General features: G+C 61.8%; 17 protein-coding genes. 13 read left to right on the top strand and 4 right to left on the bottom strand.

Annotated elements, in window-relative coordinates; all coding sequences use genetic code 11:
• On the top strand, positions 1–648 hold a 648-nt coding region (locus IRZ31_RS02190), incomplete at its 5' end, for an NAD(P)/FAD-dependent oxidoreductase (RefSeq protein ID WP_297149068.1).
• Between the two features lie 22 nt (positions 649–670).
• On the opposite strand, the gene IRZ31_RS02195 is transcribed toward IRZ31_RS02190, so the two are convergent.
• Positions 671–1,516 (bottom strand): methylated-DNA--[protein]-cysteine S-methyltransferase, encoded by an 846-nt coding sequence (locus IRZ31_RS02195; RefSeq protein ID WP_297149070.1) that lies wholly within the window; start codon positions 1,514–1,516, stop codon positions 671–673.
• On the bottom strand, positions 1,509–2,132 hold the full coding sequence (locus IRZ31_RS02200; RefSeq protein WP_297149071.1) for a sigma-70 family RNA polymerase sigma factor: 624 nt from the start codon (positions 2,130–2,132) through the stop codon (positions 1,509–1,511). Before IRZ31_RS02200 ends, IRZ31_RS02195 begins: the two co-directional genes overlap by 8 nt.
• A 477-nt stretch (positions 2,133–2,609) precedes the next feature.
• Here IRZ31_RS02200 and IRZ31_RS02205 point away from each other — a divergent pair, with 477 nt between their 5' ends.
• The 6 genes from IRZ31_RS02205 to IRZ31_RS02230 all read left to right on the top strand — a co-directional run bounded on the left by IRZ31_RS02205 (position 2,610) and on the right by IRZ31_RS02230 (position 9,469).
• Positions 2,610–2,885 carry a mycoredoxin gene (locus tag IRZ31_RS02205; RefSeq protein WP_297149072.1) on the top strand — a complete coding sequence of 92 codons (276 nt, stop codon included), beginning with the start codon at positions 2,610–2,612 and terminating at the stop codon, positions 2,883–2,885.
• Between the two features lie 428 nt (positions 2,886–3,313).
• Positions 3,314–4,813 carry a pyridoxal-dependent decarboxylase gene (locus IRZ31_RS02210; RefSeq protein ID WP_297149074.1) on the top strand — a complete coding sequence of 500 codons (1,500 nt, stop codon included), beginning with the start codon at positions 3,314–3,316 and terminating at the stop codon, positions 4,811–4,813.
• Positions 4,814–4,872: 59 nt separating this feature from the next.
• Positions 4,873–6,057 (top strand): cysteine desulfurase family protein, encoded by a 1,185-nt coding sequence (locus tag IRZ31_RS02215; RefSeq protein ID WP_297149076.1) that lies wholly within the window; start codon positions 4,873–4,875, stop codon positions 6,055–6,057.
• Positions 6,058–6,480: 423 nt separating this feature from the next.
• Complete coding sequence (locus tag IRZ31_RS02220; protein WP_297149078.1) at positions 6,481–7,692, top strand: aminotransferase class V-fold PLP-dependent enzyme; 1,212 nt, start codon at positions 6,481–6,483, stop codon at positions 7,690–7,692.
• A 102-nt stretch (positions 7,693–7,794) separates the two neighbouring features.
• Positions 7,795–8,208: a hypothetical protein gene (locus IRZ31_RS02225; RefSeq protein WP_297149079.1), complete on the top strand. Its 414-nt coding sequence runs from the start codon at positions 7,795–7,797 to the stop codon at positions 8,206–8,208.
• Complete coding sequence (locus IRZ31_RS02230) at positions 8,171–9,469, top strand: hypothetical protein (protein ID WP_297149081.1); 1,299 nt, start codon at positions 8,171–8,173, stop codon at positions 9,467–9,469. The genes IRZ31_RS02225 and IRZ31_RS02230 overlap by 38 nt, the downstream gene beginning before the upstream one ends.
• An 86-nt stretch (positions 9,470–9,555) precedes the next feature.
• Here the strand turns inward: IRZ31_RS02230 and IRZ31_RS02235 are convergent, their stop codons facing one another.
• Positions 9,556–10,020, bottom strand: coding sequence for a hypothetical protein (locus tag IRZ31_RS02235; RefSeq protein WP_297149083.1), 465 nt, complete (start codon positions 10,018–10,020; stop codon positions 9,556–9,558).
• A gap of 448 nt (positions 10,021–10,468) precedes the next feature.
• Between IRZ31_RS02235 and IRZ31_RS02240 the strand changes: the two genes are divergently transcribed.
• Positions 10,469–10,891 (top strand): response regulator, encoded by a 423-nt coding sequence (locus IRZ31_RS02240; RefSeq protein WP_112426363.1) that lies wholly within the window; start codon positions 10,469–10,471, stop codon positions 10,889–10,891.
• A gap of 466 nt (positions 10,892–11,357) precedes the next feature.
• Positions 11,358–12,095: a ZIP family metal transporter gene (locus IRZ31_RS02245; RefSeq protein WP_297149088.1), complete on the top strand. Its 738-nt coding sequence runs from the start codon at positions 11,358–11,360 to the stop codon at positions 12,093–12,095.
• Positions 12,096–12,155: 60 nt separating this feature from the next.
• On the opposite strand, the gene dgoD is transcribed toward IRZ31_RS02245, so the two are convergent.
• Entirely contained in the window at positions 12,156–13,367 is a 1,212-nt protein-coding gene (gene dgoD / locus IRZ31_RS02250; protein ID WP_363325624.1) for a galactonate dehydratase, read from the bottom strand.
• Between the two features lie 141 nt (positions 13,368–13,508).
• Here dgoD and IRZ31_RS02255 point away from each other — a divergent pair, with 141 nt between their 5' ends.
• From IRZ31_RS02255 to IRZ31_RS02270, 4 genes are all read left to right on the top strand, one after another.
• Positions 13,509–14,306: a FadR/GntR family transcriptional regulator gene (locus IRZ31_RS02255; RefSeq protein ID WP_297149091.1), complete on the top strand. Its 798-nt coding sequence runs from the start codon at positions 13,509–13,511 to the stop codon at positions 14,304–14,306.
• 322 nt (positions 14,307–14,628) lie between these two features.
• Positions 14,629–15,666, top strand: a complete 1,038-nt coding sequence (locus IRZ31_RS02260) for a sugar ABC transporter substrate-binding protein (RefSeq protein WP_363325625.1) — start codon at positions 14,629–14,631, stop codon at positions 15,664–15,666.
• Positions 15,667–16,097: 431 nt separating this feature from the next.
• On the top strand, positions 16,098–17,126 hold the full coding sequence (locus tag IRZ31_RS02265; RefSeq protein ID WP_151728392.1) for an ABC transporter permease: 1,029 nt from the start codon (positions 16,098–16,100) through the stop codon (positions 17,124–17,126).
• Positions 17,123–17,914: an ATP-binding cassette domain-containing protein gene (locus IRZ31_RS02270; protein ID WP_297149095.1), complete on the top strand. Its 792-nt coding sequence runs from the start codon at positions 17,123–17,125 to the stop codon at positions 17,912–17,914. Before IRZ31_RS02265 ends, IRZ31_RS02270 begins: the two co-directional genes overlap by 4 nt.
• The last annotated feature ends 104 nt before the right edge of the window (positions 17,915–18,018 follow it).

Consider the following 18,018-nt stretch of genomic DNA (forward strand, 5'->3'; position numbering starts at 1 on the left):
CCCAGCGGCTACGCCTGGATCTTTCCGCGGGGGCAGGGGCGGGTTCGCGTCGGGGTGGGAGTGATTCATCCAGATAGCGAGGATGATGCGCGCCTCTATCTGGAGTATCTGCTCCGCGAGGAGCCGCGCCTGCGTGACAAGTTACGCGGGGCCAGTCCTGTCGAGTATCACACGGGCCTCTTCCCGGCGGAAGGGCCAGTGGAACGTTTCTCCACCGCTGGCCTCTTGCTGGCGGGCGATGCCGGGGGGCAGGGGTCGACGCTGGTAGGCGAGGGCATTCGCTTTGCCATCTACGCCGGGTGGCTGGCTGGGGAGGTTGCGGCGGAGGCGATCGAGGAGGGTAACACCTCGGCGGCTTTCCTGGAGCGCTTTGACCGTCGCTGGCGGGCGCGCTTTGGGCGCGAGATGGAGCTTGCCTATTTGATCAACAGGCACATTGCGGCCTACCGTGATGAACAGTGGGACGATGCCTTAGTCTTGCTCCGGCGTCTGACACCGGCCCAGTGGGCCCAGGCTATGCGTGGCGAGTTCACCGCGGGCCTGCTCATGGGAATTATGGCGCGCAGCCCGCGCCTCGTCGCCAGCGGTGGCCGGCGCCTGCTGGAGCGTCTTCTGGAGCGCCTGGGTCAGGGGGCCAGTGCGGGCTGAGCGCAGGCTGGTCTCCCCCTGACTACTCGCTGGCGAGACCGATATCTGGACTTTCCGGCGGGGCAGGACGGCAGCGCTGACAGGGGCGGTAGCCAAGGCGCTCGGCCTCTTCTGGCGAACGCAGGGGCTGGCGGTGTTCTGGGGCGATCCGGCGCGCGTAGCGACAGGTCGGGAAGCAGTAGACATGGGTGGTCGTACTGCCGATGTAGCGCACTCCCCTGGCGGCGAGCTGCTCCAACAGGGTCAGGTCGATTCCCTCGGCCTGCAGCAACGCCCGTTTGTTGAACGGGCCGCCCAGGCTGTAGTTGCCGATCTGGCAATCGCTGCGCACCACGCGGTGGCAGGGGATCAGCAGCGGGATAGGGTTGCGTGCCAGGGCGTTGCCCACGGCCCGTACGGCGTGTGGCTGCCCGATCTCGCGCGCTACCCAGGCGTAGGGGCGCACCTCGCCAGAGGGGATCAGCAGTGTCCGGCACAAGACCGCCTGTTCGAAGGGGCTGCGACCGCGCAGATCGAAAGGCAGATGGGCCGTCTGACCGGTCTGCAGGGCTGACTCGATCTCTCCGACCCAGGCTGGAGCCTCGGCGGGATCGAGTGGAAAGATGGGCCGTCCAAACTCCGCACGGAAGCGAGCCTCGAAGCTGGCGGCATCCTCTGCGTGATCCACGGCGGAGATCCCGCGTGCATTCAGTGCCACGAAGACCGGTCCGATCGGCGACGAGAAGCGCAGGTAGCCGTCAGCCAGCCCGACTCGAAACAACACGCGGGAGCGCAGGGCTGGTGGAGGTGAGGCCTCCTGCTGGAAAGTGCGCAGCTCGCGGACCAGTTGTCGCGCTTGTGATAGGCTGCGAGACTGTTGCTCAGTCATAGAGCACCTCACGAGCATGGTGTTTGGCAAGCACCTGGCGCAGCTGCGCCAGGCCACGATGGACTCTGGCCTTGACGGTGCCAATCGGTTGATTGAGCAGGTGCGCCAGCTCTGGATAGCTCAGCCCCTCGATGTGGCGCAGCACAATCACCTCACGGTAGGCGAGCGGCAGTGTCAGAAGCGCCTGTTGCAGCAGGAGCTGGCGCTCACGCGCTTCCAGGAGGGCCTCGGGCCCTTCGGCGGGTGCACTCTCTAGCTCCTCGTCTGCGTCAGTGCCCACCTGTTCCAGAGAGACACAGGTCGGCAGGTGGCGGAGCTTGCGCAGTCGATTGCGCGCTACATTGAGCACAATCTGATAGAGCCAGGCGCGCAGAGCCAGATTGCGCACCTGCTCGACAGAATAGCCGCTGAGCGCGTGATAGGCGCGCACAAAGGCATCCTGAGTAATCTCCTGCGCCTCCTCATAGCTCCCACTCAGCCGTAGAGCGAAGGCAAAGAGGCGCTGTTCATAGTGCAGCACTACCTGCTCGAAGCAGCGGTCGAGGTCGGCAAGCAAGCTATTCAACAGCGCCTGCTCTTGGTGAATGCCTGCCACATCAGCATGATTCATGGGCATGGCCCTGCTCCAGACCCCGGCCTATTCTGGACTCCTGCCCCGATAGGCCCGATCTCAGGTGTTTGCTAGCTCTGGGAATGAAGGTGAAAGCCGGCTTCACTGCTTGTACTGGCCTCCTCTCCTTTATGCCTCACTCCTGTTCAGGTAGGCGTGTTTTTGCTCTTGACTCTGCTCCTTATAACACCTGGCTGACGGGAAAGGTTGCATGGCCGGGAAGGCATCGTTGCCTGTGTGGTTCTCAGTTTACCACCGCATGCAGGGGCCTGGGGGTGACCCCACTCTGGATCGCAGTCGCCGCAGTCGCTCAGGTGCCTCAGAGCCAGGAGAGCAGGGCCAGGCCAGGCCAAGCCAGCGAAGCGTCACACGGAGGTCTGGAGGACAGACTCAGGAATAGAGCAGTGTCCCAGCTGTGTTTTTATAAAATGTAACCTGGGGTTCCGCACTCCACTATCACCGTATTCCCAAGGAGCTATCTCAGTGGAAGGACACGCTACCGCTTCGACTATTACCCAACAGCAAATCAAGGTATATGCGACAAGCTGGTGTGGTGATTGTCGTAGAGCAAAGCGCTGGCTCGACGAGCACCACATTGTCTATGACTACATCGATATAGAAAAAGACGAGCAGGCTGCAGCCTACGTTATGCAGGTCAATGGCGGCCTGCGCAGCGTCCCCACCATCGTCTTCCCCGACGGCTCCGTTCTCGTGGAGCCTTCGAACCGCGAGCTGGCGCAGAAGTTCGGTCTCAGCTAAAGGGGAGCCAACGCGCTGGATCGCCATCACAGAGCCGGGCCAGGGCTAGCCGCTCAGCGCCGTAGTGATCCCGGGTGCCTTCTCCTCGTCCCCCGTGCGGTCAGGCGTTGGGGAACCCAGGCACAGAAAGCGCTGGCAGCTAGCCTGGTAGCCTGCATCCTCTACCTTCTGACTGAACGGCGCCGAGCCTGGGGTAAGCCTGTCCCACCCGGCGGGCCAGATGTGATAAGATCTAAACGATCAGTCCTTGCCCGTCTCCTGAATTGTGTTCCCCGCTCGGGAGAGGTGTCAGTCAGGCGGTGGCCTCGCCAGCGAGATTCACGGCGCTCTGGGCGACCGACAGCTTACCGACAGCTTCAAGCGGGGAGCCAGGCAGACAGGCAGCAGCGGCGAGACGATCGATGTTGAGAGGAGCAGGAACCCTGACCATGCAAGAAAGAGAGCAGAAGCGAGCAACCCTTGATCCTGCCCAACAAGAGCAGGCCACCGGCGACATGGACCCGGCCAGCTTTCGCCTCTACGCCCACCAGGTGGTCGACTGGGTTGCCGATTATCTAGAGCACGTCGGCGACTATCCCGTACTTGCGCGCACGCAGCCGGGCGATATCCGGCGGGCCTTACCAGCCCAGCCGCCGCAGCAGCCCGAATCGATGCAAGCCATCCTCGCCGACTTTGAGCGCATTCTTCTTCCCGGCATCACCCACTGGAACGCGCCTGGCTTCATGGGCTTCTTCGGCATTACCGGCTCCGGCCCGGGCATTCTCGGCGAACTGCTCGCCGCGGCCCTCAACGTTAACGCCATGCTCTGGCGCACTTCCCCGGCTGCCACGGAGCTAGAGCAAGTGGCGCTCGACTGGCTGCGCCAGATGCTTGGTCTGCCCGAGCCGCTCTTTGGCGTCATCAATGATACCGCCTCCGCCGGCACCCTCTACGCCCTGGCGGCGGCGCGCGAAGCCCTCAGCGATCTCCAGATCCGTCAGCGCGGCATGAGTGGGCGGCCCGAGGTGCCGCGTCTGCGTTATTATGCCTCTCAGGAAGCACACTCTGCTGTCGATAAGGCTGGCATCGTCCTGGGCGTTGGTCTGGAGGGCCTGCGCAAGATTCCCGTCGACGATGAGTATCGCATGGACGTTGCCGCCCTGGAGCGAGCCATCGAGGAGGACCTGGCCGCTGGCTGGCGGCCCTTCGCCGTTGTTGCGACCGTTGGCACCACTTCCACCACCAGCGTCGACCCGGTGCCGGCCATTGCTGATCTCTGTGAGCGCTACGGCCTCTGGCTGCACATCGATGCCTCATACGCCGGCTCTGCCGCGCTGCTGCCGGAGTATCGCCATATTCTGGCCGGCTGCGAGCGCGCCGACAGCTTTATTGTCAATCCCCACAAGTGGCTCTTCACGCCACTGGATTGCAGTGTCTTCTTCACGCGCAAGCCTGAGATTGTCAAGGCCACCTTCAGTCTGGTGCTGGAGATTCTGCGCACCGACGAGGAGGCTCCCAATCTCATGGACTATGGCATCTCGCTCGGGCGGCGCTTCCGCGCGCTGAAGTTGTGGATGATTATGCGCTACTTTGGGCAGGAGGGCCTCCAGGCGCGTCTACGTGAGCACATTCGCCTCGGGCAGCTTCTGGCCCAGTGGATCGATGAGGCGCCCCATTTCGAGCGCCTGGCACCCGCTCCCTTCAGCACCGTTTGCTTCCGGGCCCATCCGCGCGGGCTCGACGACGAGGAGCAGCTGACGGCTCTCAACGAGCGCCTCCTCAATCGCATCAACGGAGCGGGGCACTACTTTCTCTCGCATACCAGGCTGCGCGGCAGATATAGTCTGCGGGCCGCCATCGGCAACCTGCGTACCAGCGAGGAGACCGTGCGTGGGCTGTGGCAAGAGCTGCGGGAGGGGCTGGAGGCCGAGCTGGCCCGGCTCTCCTAAGCTGCTTAAGGAGAGCGGATAAGGCCGATCAGGAGAGAAGGAAGGAGGCGGAGGCCAGCATGAGCCTGCGGCATCCAGGGCTACGTACCGATCTGATCTATCTGGACTACAATGCCACTACGCCGGTTGATCCTGCCGTCGTTGAGGCCATGCTCCCTTACCTGCGCGAGCATTTTGGTAATCCCTCCAGCGCTCACAGCTATGGCTGGGCGGCCCATCAGGCCCTCGAACGCGCGCGGTCTGAAGTAGCTGCGCTGCTCGGCTGCACCCCAGGAGAAATTATCTTCACTGGGGGCGGCTCCGAGAGCGACAACCTGGCCATTCGGGGGGTGGCCCTGGCGCGGCGGGAGCAGGGTAACCACATCATCACCCAGGTCACCGAGCATCCAGCTGTGCTCAATACCTGTCGCGCGCTGGAGCGGCTCCACGGTTTCCGCATCACCTATCTGCCGGTCGACGAGTACGGGCGCGTCTCCCCAGAACAGGTCGAGCGGGCGATGGATCAGAGCACAGTGCTGGTCAGCATCATGCACGCCAACAATGAGACCGGCACCCTGCAGCCGCTGGCTGAGATCGCGGCCATTGCTCATCGTTACGGCGCGCTCATGCACAGCGATGCGGCCCAGAGTGTGGGCAAGATCCCCACTCCCGTCGCTGAGCTGGGTGTAGATCTGCTTACGGTGGCCGGGCACAAGCTCTACGCCCCCAAGGGTGTCGGCGCCCTCTATGTGCGTCGCGGTCTGGGTCTTGGCCTGGAGCCGATCGTTTATGGGGGAGGGCAAGAGCGTGGCCTACGAGCTGGAACCGAGAATGTGGCGGCCTGTGTGGCCCTGGGCGCTGCCTGCCGTCTGGCGGCGGAGCGTCTGCCCTCGGAGAGGGCGCGGCTGCAGCGCCTGCGCGACTTGCTCTGGCAGCGCCTGCGCGAAAACCTGGGCGAACGTGTCCAGCTCAACGGCCATCCCGATGAGCGTCTGCCCAACACGCTCAATGTGAGCGTCAGTGGTCTCAGCGGCGAGGAGATCCTGGCGGCTACGCCTGAAGTGGCCGCTTCCACCGGTTCGGCCTGTCATGAGGGCAGCGCCGACCCGTCGCCCGTTCTCCTGGCGATGGGCCTGAGCCGTGAACGCGCCCTGGGCGCCCTGCGCCTCACACTCGGACGTTGGAGCAGCGTTGACGAAGTCGAACGGGCCGCCGTCTCGCTGCTGCGCAGCATCGGCGCCCTGGCCCGCAATGTGCGTCCCTAGGGCCTGTGAAGGCTGGTTCCTGGCGCCGTCTCCCCCGTTGGTTGGGCTGAACCAGGAGATGGGAAGACAAGCAACGACGGATCTGGTATACTCTGGGCTGGCAACAGGGGCTAGCGCTGATCAGGTTGATGAGGTGGGGAGGCAACAGACCACAAGACGAGACCAGCGTGCACTCTCTCTGTGTACACGAGCAGCGCTAGAATAGATAGAGAGCAAGAGCAAAGGCAGCAGCGCGAGCGAAGCCACATTCTGGCTGTGGCCAGAGCGATCTGGCTGAGATGAGGGTCGGCAGCCGGGTCACACACAGCTTGTTGTCTGTCGAACGCCCGGCCAGGCTGGCTTGTGGCTGAGGCTTCCCTCCCAGCCGTTGCCCAGAGGTGGCTCGCCTGAGACAAGACACAAGCAAGCAAGGAGCAAGTAGTCATGACCACGGATGCGTCGCGTGTGCCGTATCCTGTACCGCCTGCGGTAGAGCACCCTGAACTAGAGGCCTACCGAAAGGAATTCCCCATTCTTCAGCGCAAGACCTATCTCAATAGCTGCTCGCTGGGGGCCCTCTCGCAGCGCGGGATGGCGCGTCTGGCCGAATTCACCGAGCGCTGGAATGAATGGGGAGCGCACGCCTGGTACGAAATCTGGTTGGGCGAGCTAGAGCGGGCGCGGCGCCAGTTTGCGGCCATCATCGGTGCGGAGCCGCACGAGGTGGCTCTCGCTCCCAATGTCTCCGTGGCTCTTGGGGCAATTGCCAGCGCCTTTGACTATCGCCAGCGCAACAAAGTGGTGCTGGCCGACATGGATTTCCCTACCCTCGCCTACCAGTGGCTAGCCAAGCGGCGCCTGGGCGTTGAATGCGTCTTTGTCGAAAGCCCCGATCGCATCTGCACGCCCCCTGAGCTGTTCGAGGAGAAGGTAGATGAGCGCACCCTGCTGGTGGCCACCTCGCGCGTCTTCTATACCAGCGGCTACATTCAGGACGTGCGGGCTGTAGCCGACATTGCTCACAAGCAAGGGGCCTATCTTCTGATTGACGACTACCAGGGCACGGGGCAGATCCCCATCGATGTTGAAGCGATGGACATCGATATTCTGGTCAGTGGCACCCTCAAATGGTTGATGGGTGGCCCTGGTCTGGCTTTTGTCTATATCCGTGAGGGGCTGCTCTCGCAGTTAGAGCCGACGATCGCTGGTTGGTTTGGCCATCGCCAGCAGTTCCAGTTCAAGACGCGGGAGCTGGAATTTCGTCCAGATGCGGCGCGGATCGAGCTGGGGACGCCAGCGGTCCCATCTGTCTACGTTGCCAACGCTGGTATGGAGATTGTACGCGAGATTGGCGTTGAGACTATCTGTGAGCGCACGCGCTACCTGACCAATGATCTGATTGCGCGGGCGCGCGAGCATGGCTGGCGGGTGCGTGCTCCCCAGGAGCCGGAGCGACGCAACTCGATCGTCATGCTAGAGATGGAGCAGCCCGAGCAGATCGTCGCCGAGCTGATCAAACGCAATATTATCGTCGATTCGCGCCCTGGCCTTGTGCGCATCTCTCCTTATTTTTACAACACCATCGAGGAGAACGCCATGATCATCGCGGCGCTCGAAGAGATTCTGGAAGAGCGGGGCCACGACGGTCGGGGCTAGACCAGGAAGAAGCGAAACCAGGCTCTGCGACGGTTCGTTCTATTTCTGTATGCAAGAGGCAAGCAAGCATGACAAGCACAAAGGACGTAAGGGAGGAGAGCGATGGTCTGTCCTGAATGTCATGCCAGCTGCGCGCCGGAGGACCAGCGTTGTCCGGCCTGCGGTGCTGAGCTGGTCATCCCGGTCTCCCGCAGCCTGGTGACCAGGCCACGGCCAGCCCTGGCGCCGCGACGGCGGCAGTGGCCGGCGCTCCTGCGCGGTCCGGTGCAGGGGGTAGCCGCCGGAGTAGGGGCCCTGGCTGTGGGCGTGGGCCTGGAGCTACTACGGCGTCGACTGACTGCCCTCCTGGTTCGCTCTGCCGGGGCGGGCCACCAGGCTGCTCAGACCCTGCCGCTGCTGAGCCATCTGAAACCGCTGGGGCCGGTGGCATCTGGGAAGGCCCCTAAGCTACCACGGGGCTATGAGATTCAAGAAACGGTTGTCTACATCGAGCGGGTCATTCGCCGCCGTTCATAAGACGTGGTCGCGGCGAAGGCTGCGCTCCTTTCCCCTGTGGACGCTGGCACTTGGGTTATTGCTGCTTCTGGCGGCCTGTGCTCCCAGCAGCGGCATCCTCGCTGGCGGCGCCTGGGAATCAACCGGCCTGCAGCGCGAGCACATCCGGGCGTTGGTGGCGAACGCTGCAGATCCGGCTCAGCTCTATGCCGGCGATGCCCAGGATGGCATCTTTGCCAGCAGCGATGCCGGTCAGCACTGGCTGCCCCGTAATCAGGGTTTGCCCCTGCCGCTGGCCGTCAATGCCCTTAGCTTTGATGCCAGCGAGCGCCGCCTCTATGCAGCCACCAGCCGCGGCGTTTTTGTCAGTAGCGACGGTGGAGGGCACTGGCAGGCAGCCAATCAGGGGCTGCCGGCAGATAGCTGCACAGCCCTGGCCATTGACGTGGAGCACGCCAGTATGCTCTATGTTGGGACGGCTCACCACGGCGTTTTTGTCAGCAGCGATGGCGGAGAACACTGGCGCGCGGCCACTCAGGGACTGCCGACGAACCTTCCGATCAATGACCTGGCCTATGTCAGCGATCAGGGTCAACTCTGGGCGGCCACCGTTGGCGGCGTCTATCGCTCTGACAACGGCGGGCAGAGCTGGCGCTCTCTCAGCCGGGGCCTGCCCGCGGGGATCACCGTCTACCGCGTGCGTCCGGCGGCCCTCAGCGGAGGAGATCCGAACCTGGTCTTCGCTGGCAGCGATCAGGGCATCTTTCTCTCGCACGACAACGGCGCGAGCTGGCAGCGCAACAAGGAGGGCCTGGCGCGTGTCAGCGTGCGAGCTATCCTGATCGACTTTCGCAGCCCGACCACTATTTACCTGGGAACCAGCATCGGCGTCCTGCGCAGCAACGACAGCGGACAGGTCTGGAGCGCAGTGATCGGCGGTGACCTTCCCAAGAATCGACAGGTCTACGCCCTGACTCTGGGCGCCAGCGACTACAGTCAGCTCTACGCTGCTGTAGATGATGTCTATATTTTCCCAGGCAGCAGCGGCGGCTGGAATACCAACGCTTTCGTCCCTCTGCTTCTGGCTGTTGCCTTCTTCGCCCTGCTCTACTGGCTCACGCGCAGCAACCGTCGTCATCGACGTGGGCTACTCGGCGCGGCGCGGCCCACAGCGGGACCCGGTGACCAGCCACCCGCGCAGCAGGAGGAGCAAGAGCCGCAGCTACCGTCTGCTCTCCCTCCTCGCCGGCAAGAAGGATCTTCGCCTCCTGACCAGAGGTAGTGGCCAGGAAGAGCAGGCGGGACGCCGTCTTAGCCGGCCCTGCCTGCCGCTCCTCCGTAGGTAGCACCTCGTAGCGGTCGAGGCGCTCATGGGTGGTGACTACCGATATAGGCTACCAGCAAATAAATCAGATAGAGTAAGATGCAGACCAGGAGAATAGCGCCATAGCAGGTCAAAGTCCAGGCACGGCGCGTATTGAGCGCCTGGCGCAGTTGCTCCTCCATATCGGGAGGATCAAACTGGATGTGGGGTGCCAGCTCGCGCAGGCGCGGCAGCATCGCGCGAAAATCGCGCACATTGCTCATCCCCTCGGCCAGCATCACGGTCTCGTTCTCGTCAAGGTCGGCCAACAAGATCAGCTTGGCGGGATTGGGATCGCCTGGCATCAGAATCAGACGCTGAATCTGCGCCAGTGGAATGCGCGTCTCCTCCCCTTCCTCGCGTTTCACCACCGCCAGCTCCTCTGGATAAAGCTGAATTTCCTTTCCCAAGCCGAAGCGGACCACGCTGACGGGGGGTGTTTTGCTCTGTTCCTGTTCGCTCTCGCTCATACGTTCCTTGTGACATTCCCATCCTGATAGCTGGCTCGCCCCGGCGCCGCTGTGTCTCTTCCCCTGCCCTGCCGAGACAGGCCACCCTCAACCAGCTCGGGCCGAGCCAAAGCAGATTACTCTGGTGTGGATGAAGGCAGAACCCAGATGAGAACAACGTGGTAACGGCGCCTCAGAGCGGCAGAACGGCAACAACGCAGCAGCGAACTGCCTCGTCTGAAGGCATTGTACAGCATCAAAGCCGACCCGTCGAGGCAAGGCGAGCTACCTTCTTGTGCCCCGCGCTGGAGCAACACTATCTTGACATGCGTCTATCAAGAACACTACAATCTTGAACGGGATGTGTTGAGCAAAGCAGAAGCATCACCAGATTTGCAGGGTGTTGTCTGTATCCTTTTGTGGGAAGAGCGGATAACAGATCTGCTTTCTTAAATAAGAAGGTAGCAACATGGCGCAGGTTGGCCTGCTGGAAGATAATCCGCGCATTGCAAAGCTCTGCGTGACCTTTCTAGACTTTGCCGGTCATCGCGTGGTGCATTATCGACATCCCCGCGAGTGCCTGGAAGCTCTCCTTGCCGATAAACCCGCTGGGACGGAAGCCGAAGGGCCGGCTCCTGATTCTCTACCGATCGATCTTCTCATCCTCGATCTCTACATGCCCGATATGGCGGGCGAAGATGTTCTTCGTCAGCTCCGGGCCCATCCACACACGCGTAATCTGCCGCTCATTCTCTGCACCGCGGCGCCAGCCAGCGAGATTGAGCAAGCCAAAAGCATCGCTCCTCGGGCCGTGGTCGTCGAAAAACCCTTCAAGCTTCAGACACTGACCGCGGCCATCGATGCGTTACTGAGCGCCCCCAACGCAGTCTGAGAGCAGAGCGGAGCGAACCTGAGCGAAACGGCCCTGCGCTAGGCCAAGTAAGGAAGCGCAGGCGCATCCCCCGGCCTGGCGCTTGTCCCGGCTTCTCCCAGAGAGAGCGCGCGCGAAGCGGTGCGGTGACGCCAGGCGCTGCCGCCGGTGCCTGACCAGTCTTCCTCGTCCCTTCCTTCCGCCAGCTTCCTTGCCTCTACACTCTGCCTCATCCTCCCGTTGAGTTGAGGACCCGGGGCATCCTCGCACGTGCTCGCCTCCCTGGCGCTTTCTGACTGACAAGCAAGCGACTTTCGGGAGTAAGAGTATCAGAAATGCATTGCTTTGAAAAGGAACAATATGGTATCACTTTTAGAGAAAGGACCAGGGACGGATTGGCCTCCTGGGAGTGCGCCGCCAGTGCCGGCGGTGACATCGCTGTGGATCTCTCAGCCGGCATTTTCCCAGTTCAGGAGTGAAAACCCGGATGAGCACGATTTGGCTGTCAATTATCGCCTTCTGCTCCACCTGTGCGGGAGGAATCGTCGCCTTGAGGCAACGGGAACAGCTCCGGCAGGTCATGGCCTTCGCCGCCGGCGCGCTCGTCGGCCTGGCCGCCTTTCAATGGCTGCCGCGCCTCTTCAGTGTGCTGACCCTGCTACCGAACGAGCGCTTTGCAGCTTTTGTCGCCCTGGCTGGCGGTTTCTTCACCTTTCATCTGCTTGAAAGGCTGGCCCTGCACTGGCAAACAGAGCAGCGTGAGACCTCGACCGTCACCGTGGGGCGGCCCCTTCTCGGCATCATCTCCGTACTGTTCTTCTCACTGCATCGCCTGCTCGAAGGAGCGACCATCAGCCTTGGCTTCCTCGTCAACCCGGCTACGGGGCTGCTCCTGGCCGGGGCCATCATTCTCCACAACCTTGTTGAGGGCCTCAACGCCGTTGTCCTCTTACTGGCCAACAACAGCAGCCGCCGGCAGGCGTTTGCCTGGCTGCTCTTCTTTGCCTGCACGCCTCTGCTGGGGGCGCTGGCGACCATCTGGATCAGCCTGCCGACCGCGCTCCTGCCGCGTTACCTGGGCTTCTTTAGTGGCTTCCTGCTCTATCTAGGAGCCAGTCATCTCTTACCGGCGAGTCAGCGCTCCAGCGAGCCGTGGTCGCTGCTATGGACCCTGGCTGGAGCCGGAGCGGCCCTTCTCATGACCGTCCTGCTCCAGCCCATCTAAGAGAGAAGAGAGGAGTTCATAAGCCCTCTGGGTAGCAGAGCAGCTCGTCTCAGTCGCTGATCAGGGGGCTGACGGCGATGGTGGCTGCTCGGCAGGAGAAGCGCCAGATCCCTGCACCGGTGGCTGCACTGCCTGGCGCAAATGCCAGTTTTCCGCGAAAAGATTAAAGAAAATGCGCTGGCGTGGGTGGGCGGCCACAAAAGCCTCATCGAGGGTCACACCCAGGCCCGGCCCTTGGGGGAGCGAGAAATAGCCGTCGACCACCTCGGGATTGCCCGGGGCTGCCTGCTTGACCCACTCCTCATTGAGATCGTTAAAATGCTCCTGGATCTTAAAGTTGGGAGTTACAGCTGCCAGGTGGAGCGCTGCCGCTGTCGAGACCGGGCCGCCGACATTGTGGGGGGCCACCAGCAGATAGTAGCATTCCGCCCAGGCGGCCAGCTTGCGTATCTCCAGAATGCCGCCACAGTGCGTAATATCGGGCTGAATAATATCGGCAGCCTGCAGCTCGAAGAGCGGGCGGAAATCGTAGCGCGTGTGGAGGCGCTCGCCCGTTGCGACTGGAATCGTCACCTGCTCGGCCACCTTCTTGAGCGCCGCCAGGTTTTCAGGCGGGACCGGCTCCTCAATCCAGGAAGGTCTGAACGGAGACAGCTCGCGGGCCATCTCCACTGCCGTCGCTGGATTAAAGCGCCCATGCATCTCGATCAGCAGCTCCACATCTGGGCCGACAGCATCGCGCACCGCTTCGACCAGGGCCACCGCCTTGCGCTTCTCCGCTGGCTCCAGCTCGTAGAAACCCGAGCCGAACGGATCGAGCTTTAAGGCACGATAGCCGCGTTCAACCACGCGCCGCGCCGCCCGATGGAACTCCTCCGGTGTACGCTCGACCGTATACCAGCCATTCGCATAAGCCTTGATGCGCTCGCGAACCGGGCCGCCCAGTAGCTCATAGACCGGGCGTCCCAGGGCCTTGCCTACGATATCCCAGCAAGCGATCTCAATGGTGGCAATGGCCGACATGGCAATCTCGCCGGCGCGGGCGTAATCGTTGCGATACATGCGCTGGACCAGATCCTCAATATGGTGCGGATCGTGGCCGAGCACATGGTTGGGCACGGCCTCGGCCAGGTAGCCCAACAGGGCATCAGTATGATTGAGCATGCGCACCTCACCGACCCCTTCCAGTCCCTCATCGGTAATCACGCGCACAAAAGTCAGATTGCGCCAGGCGGTGCCCATCACGTGGGTCTTGACATCGACAATTTTCATAACGGTACCCGCTAGCTCCTCTAGAGATGATCGGATCGACAGTGAATGGCGCCACGGAGCGGACTCCATCAACGGACGGCTTGACAGAGGCCACATCTTATATTATCATACCGTTAAATTGTATGACAATTGTGGAGGCAGATGGCAAGAACCTTTCGTTCGCTCAGGCGGCAGAACCTGTCTGCGCAGGTTGTGCGGGAGATCGGGTTGAGCATCATGCGTAAGGAATTTCAGCCGGGAGATGCCCTGTTGAGCGAACCAGAGCTGAGCCAGCAGTTCAACGTCAGCCGTCCAGTCTTGCGCGAAGCGCTCAAAGTGCTGGCGGAGAAGGGGCTGATCGAATCACGCCCCCGAACGGGGACACGCGTGCGCCCCCGGACGGACTGGAACTTGCTTGATCCTGAAGTGCTGACCTGGCAGTACGAGGTGGGGCCTGATCCAGCCTTTCTGGAGGCAATCTGTGAAGTGCGCCTCATGTTTGAGCCGATGACGGCGCGGCTGGCGGCCTCGCGGGCGACTGCCGAAGAGATAGAGACCATCGAGCGAGCGTGTGGCCGGCTGGAGGAGCTGGTTGAGGAGGCCGAACCCTACATCGAGGCTGACCTGGCCTTTCACAGCGCCATCTGTGCCGCGGCCCACAATGAGCTGTTACAGCGCATTGTGGCCACATTAGCGGCCCCCTTGCGCGCCAGCCGTCTGGTGACAGCGCGCCTGCCAGGGGCTAATCGGCGCACGATGCCGCTCCACCGGCGCGTTGCCGAGGCCATTCGTCAGGGCCAGGAACTGGCCGCCGAGGAGGCTATGCGCGAACTCATTGTCTTGACTACCGAGGATGTGCACCGGGCCCTGGGCTATAGCGGCACAGGCTCCGACCTGCCGCTGAGCACTTGCCCTGGCCAGGGCCAGATGCCAGCTACTACCAGGGAAGGAGGTGAGTAACCCAGCGCCAGCGCGGCGATCCCTTTCCATCACTAGATAGATGAATATCGATAACGAGGCTGCTGGAGAGCACGAGCATCCGTACGAGGTTGTAGGGACCCGGGAGCAAGAGCGCGAACCAATCAGTCAAGCGACTGAAGCGAGGAAAGCAAGCAAACAGCAAGGAGGAAGCTCTCCTTGTCAAGTTTCGTCGCTCGCTCGGAGTGTGCCTTCCCAGGCGATCGCTCTGTCTGTCAGGCGACTAGAAGGAACTGGAGGTCCAGCCGTGGAAGGATCAAGCTTCTCAGCGTATTTCGAGCGTCTTCCTCTCAGACGACGGCGTCTGCTGCAGACCGCGCTAGCCGGAGGAGCCGGGGCCACGCTTGCCTCGGCGCTGGCGGCCTGTGGTGGCCAGTCATCGAGCAGCTCGCCCACGGGAACGGCGGGCAACTTCCCCAGCCATCCGAAATGGAACTTTGTCTTCATCAATCACGTCACCACCAATCCCTTCTTCGTCCCCACCCAATACGGCATACAAGATGCCTGCGCCCTTGTCGGCTGCAGCTATCAATGGACAGGCTCGGCCAACAGCATTGTCAAGGAAATGGTAGACGCCTTCAACGCAGCCATTGCCGCCAAAGCCGACGGCATTGCTGTTGCCATCATCGACCCCACGGCCTTTGATGATCCGGTCAATCGCGCTCTCGATGCGGGCATTCCGGTGGTGGCCTACAACGCCGACGCCCCAGCCGGGAGCAAGAACCGGCGCCTGGCCTACATCGGTCAGGATCTCTATCAATCGGGCTATCGCATGGGGCAGCGCATTGTCTCCCTCGTAGGCAGCGGCGACGTCGTGGGCTTCATCGCCACTCCTGGCTCGCTTAACATTCAGCCACGCATTGACGGTGCCAAGCAGGCCATCCTGGACTCCAAAGCGCCGATCAACTTTGTTGAGGTCGCGACGGGGGCCCAGGTAGAAGAGGAGCTATCGCGCATTGAAGCCTACTATTTGGGTCATCCCAACCTCAAAGGCATGTTTGCCGTTGATGCGGGCAGTACCCAGGGCGTGGCCCAGGTGATGGAGAAATACAACCTGGCGTCCAAGGGAGTGCATGGCGGCGGCTACGATTTGTTGACCAAGACCCTCCAGGAGATCCAGGCTGGCAACCTCGATTTCACGATCGATCAGCAGCCCTACCTGCAGGGCTTCTACCCGGTGATCCAGCTCTTCCTCTACCTACTCTCGGGCGGTCTGATGGTGCCTTCCGACACTGACACCGGTCTGCTCTTTGTCACCAAGGAGAACGTTGGCCCCTATCTGCGCACGCAGACGCGCTTTGAGGGGAGTTCCTCCAAAGAGCAACTGGTGCCGCGTTCGTGAAGGGGCCTGAGCACATGGATAGAAGAAGACTAGCCGGGAAGCCGACCAATTGAGAACTGGCGAGCTGCCTGGCTGTCTGTCTGCTACCTCTCTCTCCCCGGCTAGCGGACAGCCAGCCAGGTAGTACTTTGGCAAGAGGATAAGATAAGCTGCGGAATCTGTAAGTCTGGCGCGCTGGCGCCCCTCTGATTTGACTCTCTGGGCCGGCCTGACGGGTGGTAGCCTCCCCCAGGGGAAGAGGAGCGAGAAAGCGGCGAGGACTTACAGATTCGTATCCTATAGGACATACTATTACTGTCTGCTCCTCAACTGAAAGGGGGGAAGCACCATCTGCCTGGCGAGGTAGCCCAGAGATGTGCGAGCAGGCAGCAGCTTGATAGGGCGGAAGGCAATCAGAAGGTAGACAGCACACAACAAGAAGGAGCATCGCAATGGCCGAAAATGTGCTTTCTGCTCCGCCGGTGCAGACGGAGCCGGAACCGACGCCGGAGCGGCCCAATCCCTGGCTCCGAGTGGCCCGTCTCTTCCTGCGGCAGCGTGAAGCCAGCATTGTGGTCGTGGCCATAGCCCTGATCATTTACTTCCAGTTCTCCAATCAGGCCTTTCTTTCAACGCAGAACATCAGGACGCTCTCCCAGTTTGTGGCTGCGACCGCCATCATTTCCGCCGGTGAGGTTATGCTCTTGATCTGTGGTGAGATTGACCTCTCGGTGGGTCAAGTCTACGCCCTGGCGCCATTTATCATGTACTTTGCCAATCAGGCGGGCCTGCCGCTGCTGGTGGGGCTGATTCTGGGGCTGATCGTCTGTGCGCTTGTGGGACTGTTCAATGGCCTGATCACCGTTATGCTGAAAGTGCCCTCTTTCATCACGACCCTGGGCACTCTGTTCCTGATCAATGGCCTGACGCTGACCATCTCTCAGGGTTTCCCAGTCTTGACGCCCTCGGAGGGGCTGATCAATGAAATCTTGGGGCACGCCTCCTACTCAGAAATCATCTGGGCCATTGCCATCACCGTCGTCATGCAGATTGTGCTCTCCTGGACGCGCTGGGGGCTGCACACGGTGGCGACCGGCGGCAATCTGCTAGGAGCCAGCGAGGTGGGAGTCAATGTGGCGCGCATCAAGATTGGAAACTTCATGCTTTGTAGCGTACTCGGCGGCTTCGCAGGCATCCTGGAGGCCTTCCGCATTACCTCGATCGATCCCCTGGCTGGTGGCACCGACATTATGTTCATGGCGGTGGCCGGCGCGGTCATCGGGGGAACAGCCTTGACCGGTGGCCTGGGCACGATTGTCGGGGCCTTCCTGGGCACGCTCGTGCTCTCCATCCTACGCGATGGCTTTACCCTGCTCGGGGTCAGTGCCTTCACGTTTGATATTATCCTGGGGGCGGCCATTCTGGTGGCGATGATTTTGAACGTTCGCCTGCGACTATGGCGAGAGGCAGGGCGCGAATGAGTGAGTCTACAACGACAGAGGTGATCCGCACAGAGGGGCTGGTCAAGCGCTTTGGTGCGGTGACAGCTCTCAATGGTGTCAGTCTCTACCTGCGCCAGGGTGAGGTTCTGGGCCTGGTCGGCGACAATGGGGCCGGCAAGTCGACACTGATCAAGATCCTGACAGGCTTCCTGCAGCCTGATGAGGGCCGCATCTTTATCGACGGCAGAGAGGTCCGCCTGCGCTCGGTCTCCCATGCGCGTTCACTGGGCATCGAGACCGTCTATCAGGATCTGGCTCTCGTGAATGAATTGAGCGTCTATCACAACATGTTTCTGAAGCGTGAGTCGCTGCTGAATCCTTTGCCGTTGCTCAATAATTGGCGTATGCGCCGCCTGGCGCGCGAGTATCTGGAGAGTATGGGGGTCAATATCCCTTCGGTCGATACGGAGGTGGCCCGGCTCTCGGGAGGCCAGCGTCAATCGATTGCTATTGCGCGCGCGGTCTACTCACGGGCGCGCATTTTGCTGTTGGATGAGCCGCTGGCGGCGATGGGGGCCAAGGAAGGCAGCCTGATTATGAATCTGATTCGTACGCTCAAGAGCGAGAGTCAGGTCTCGATCATTATGATCGCCCACAACTATGCCCAGGTACTGGAGATCTGTGATCGCGTCAATCTCCTGCAGCACGGCCAGATTGCCCTGGATAAGCCGGCGGGGCAGACCTCGGTTGAGGAGCTGACAGAGCTGGTGATGCGCGAATATCGGATCGGGGCCAATCAGCGCCGGCAGCCGATGGCGGGTCGCTAGCCTGCTGCTGGCCTGAGCGATCGATCTACGTGCGCGGTTTCGGTCCGCTGGGAGCGCTCTCTTGGCTTGACAGGGCTGCTCGCCGGGTGCTATGTTGCTCGGCA

It is taken from the genome of Thermogemmatispora sp., assembly GCF_019683635.1.
Lineage (GTDB): Bacteria > Chloroflexota > Ktedonobacteria > Ktedonobacterales > Ktedonobacteraceae > Thermogemmatispora.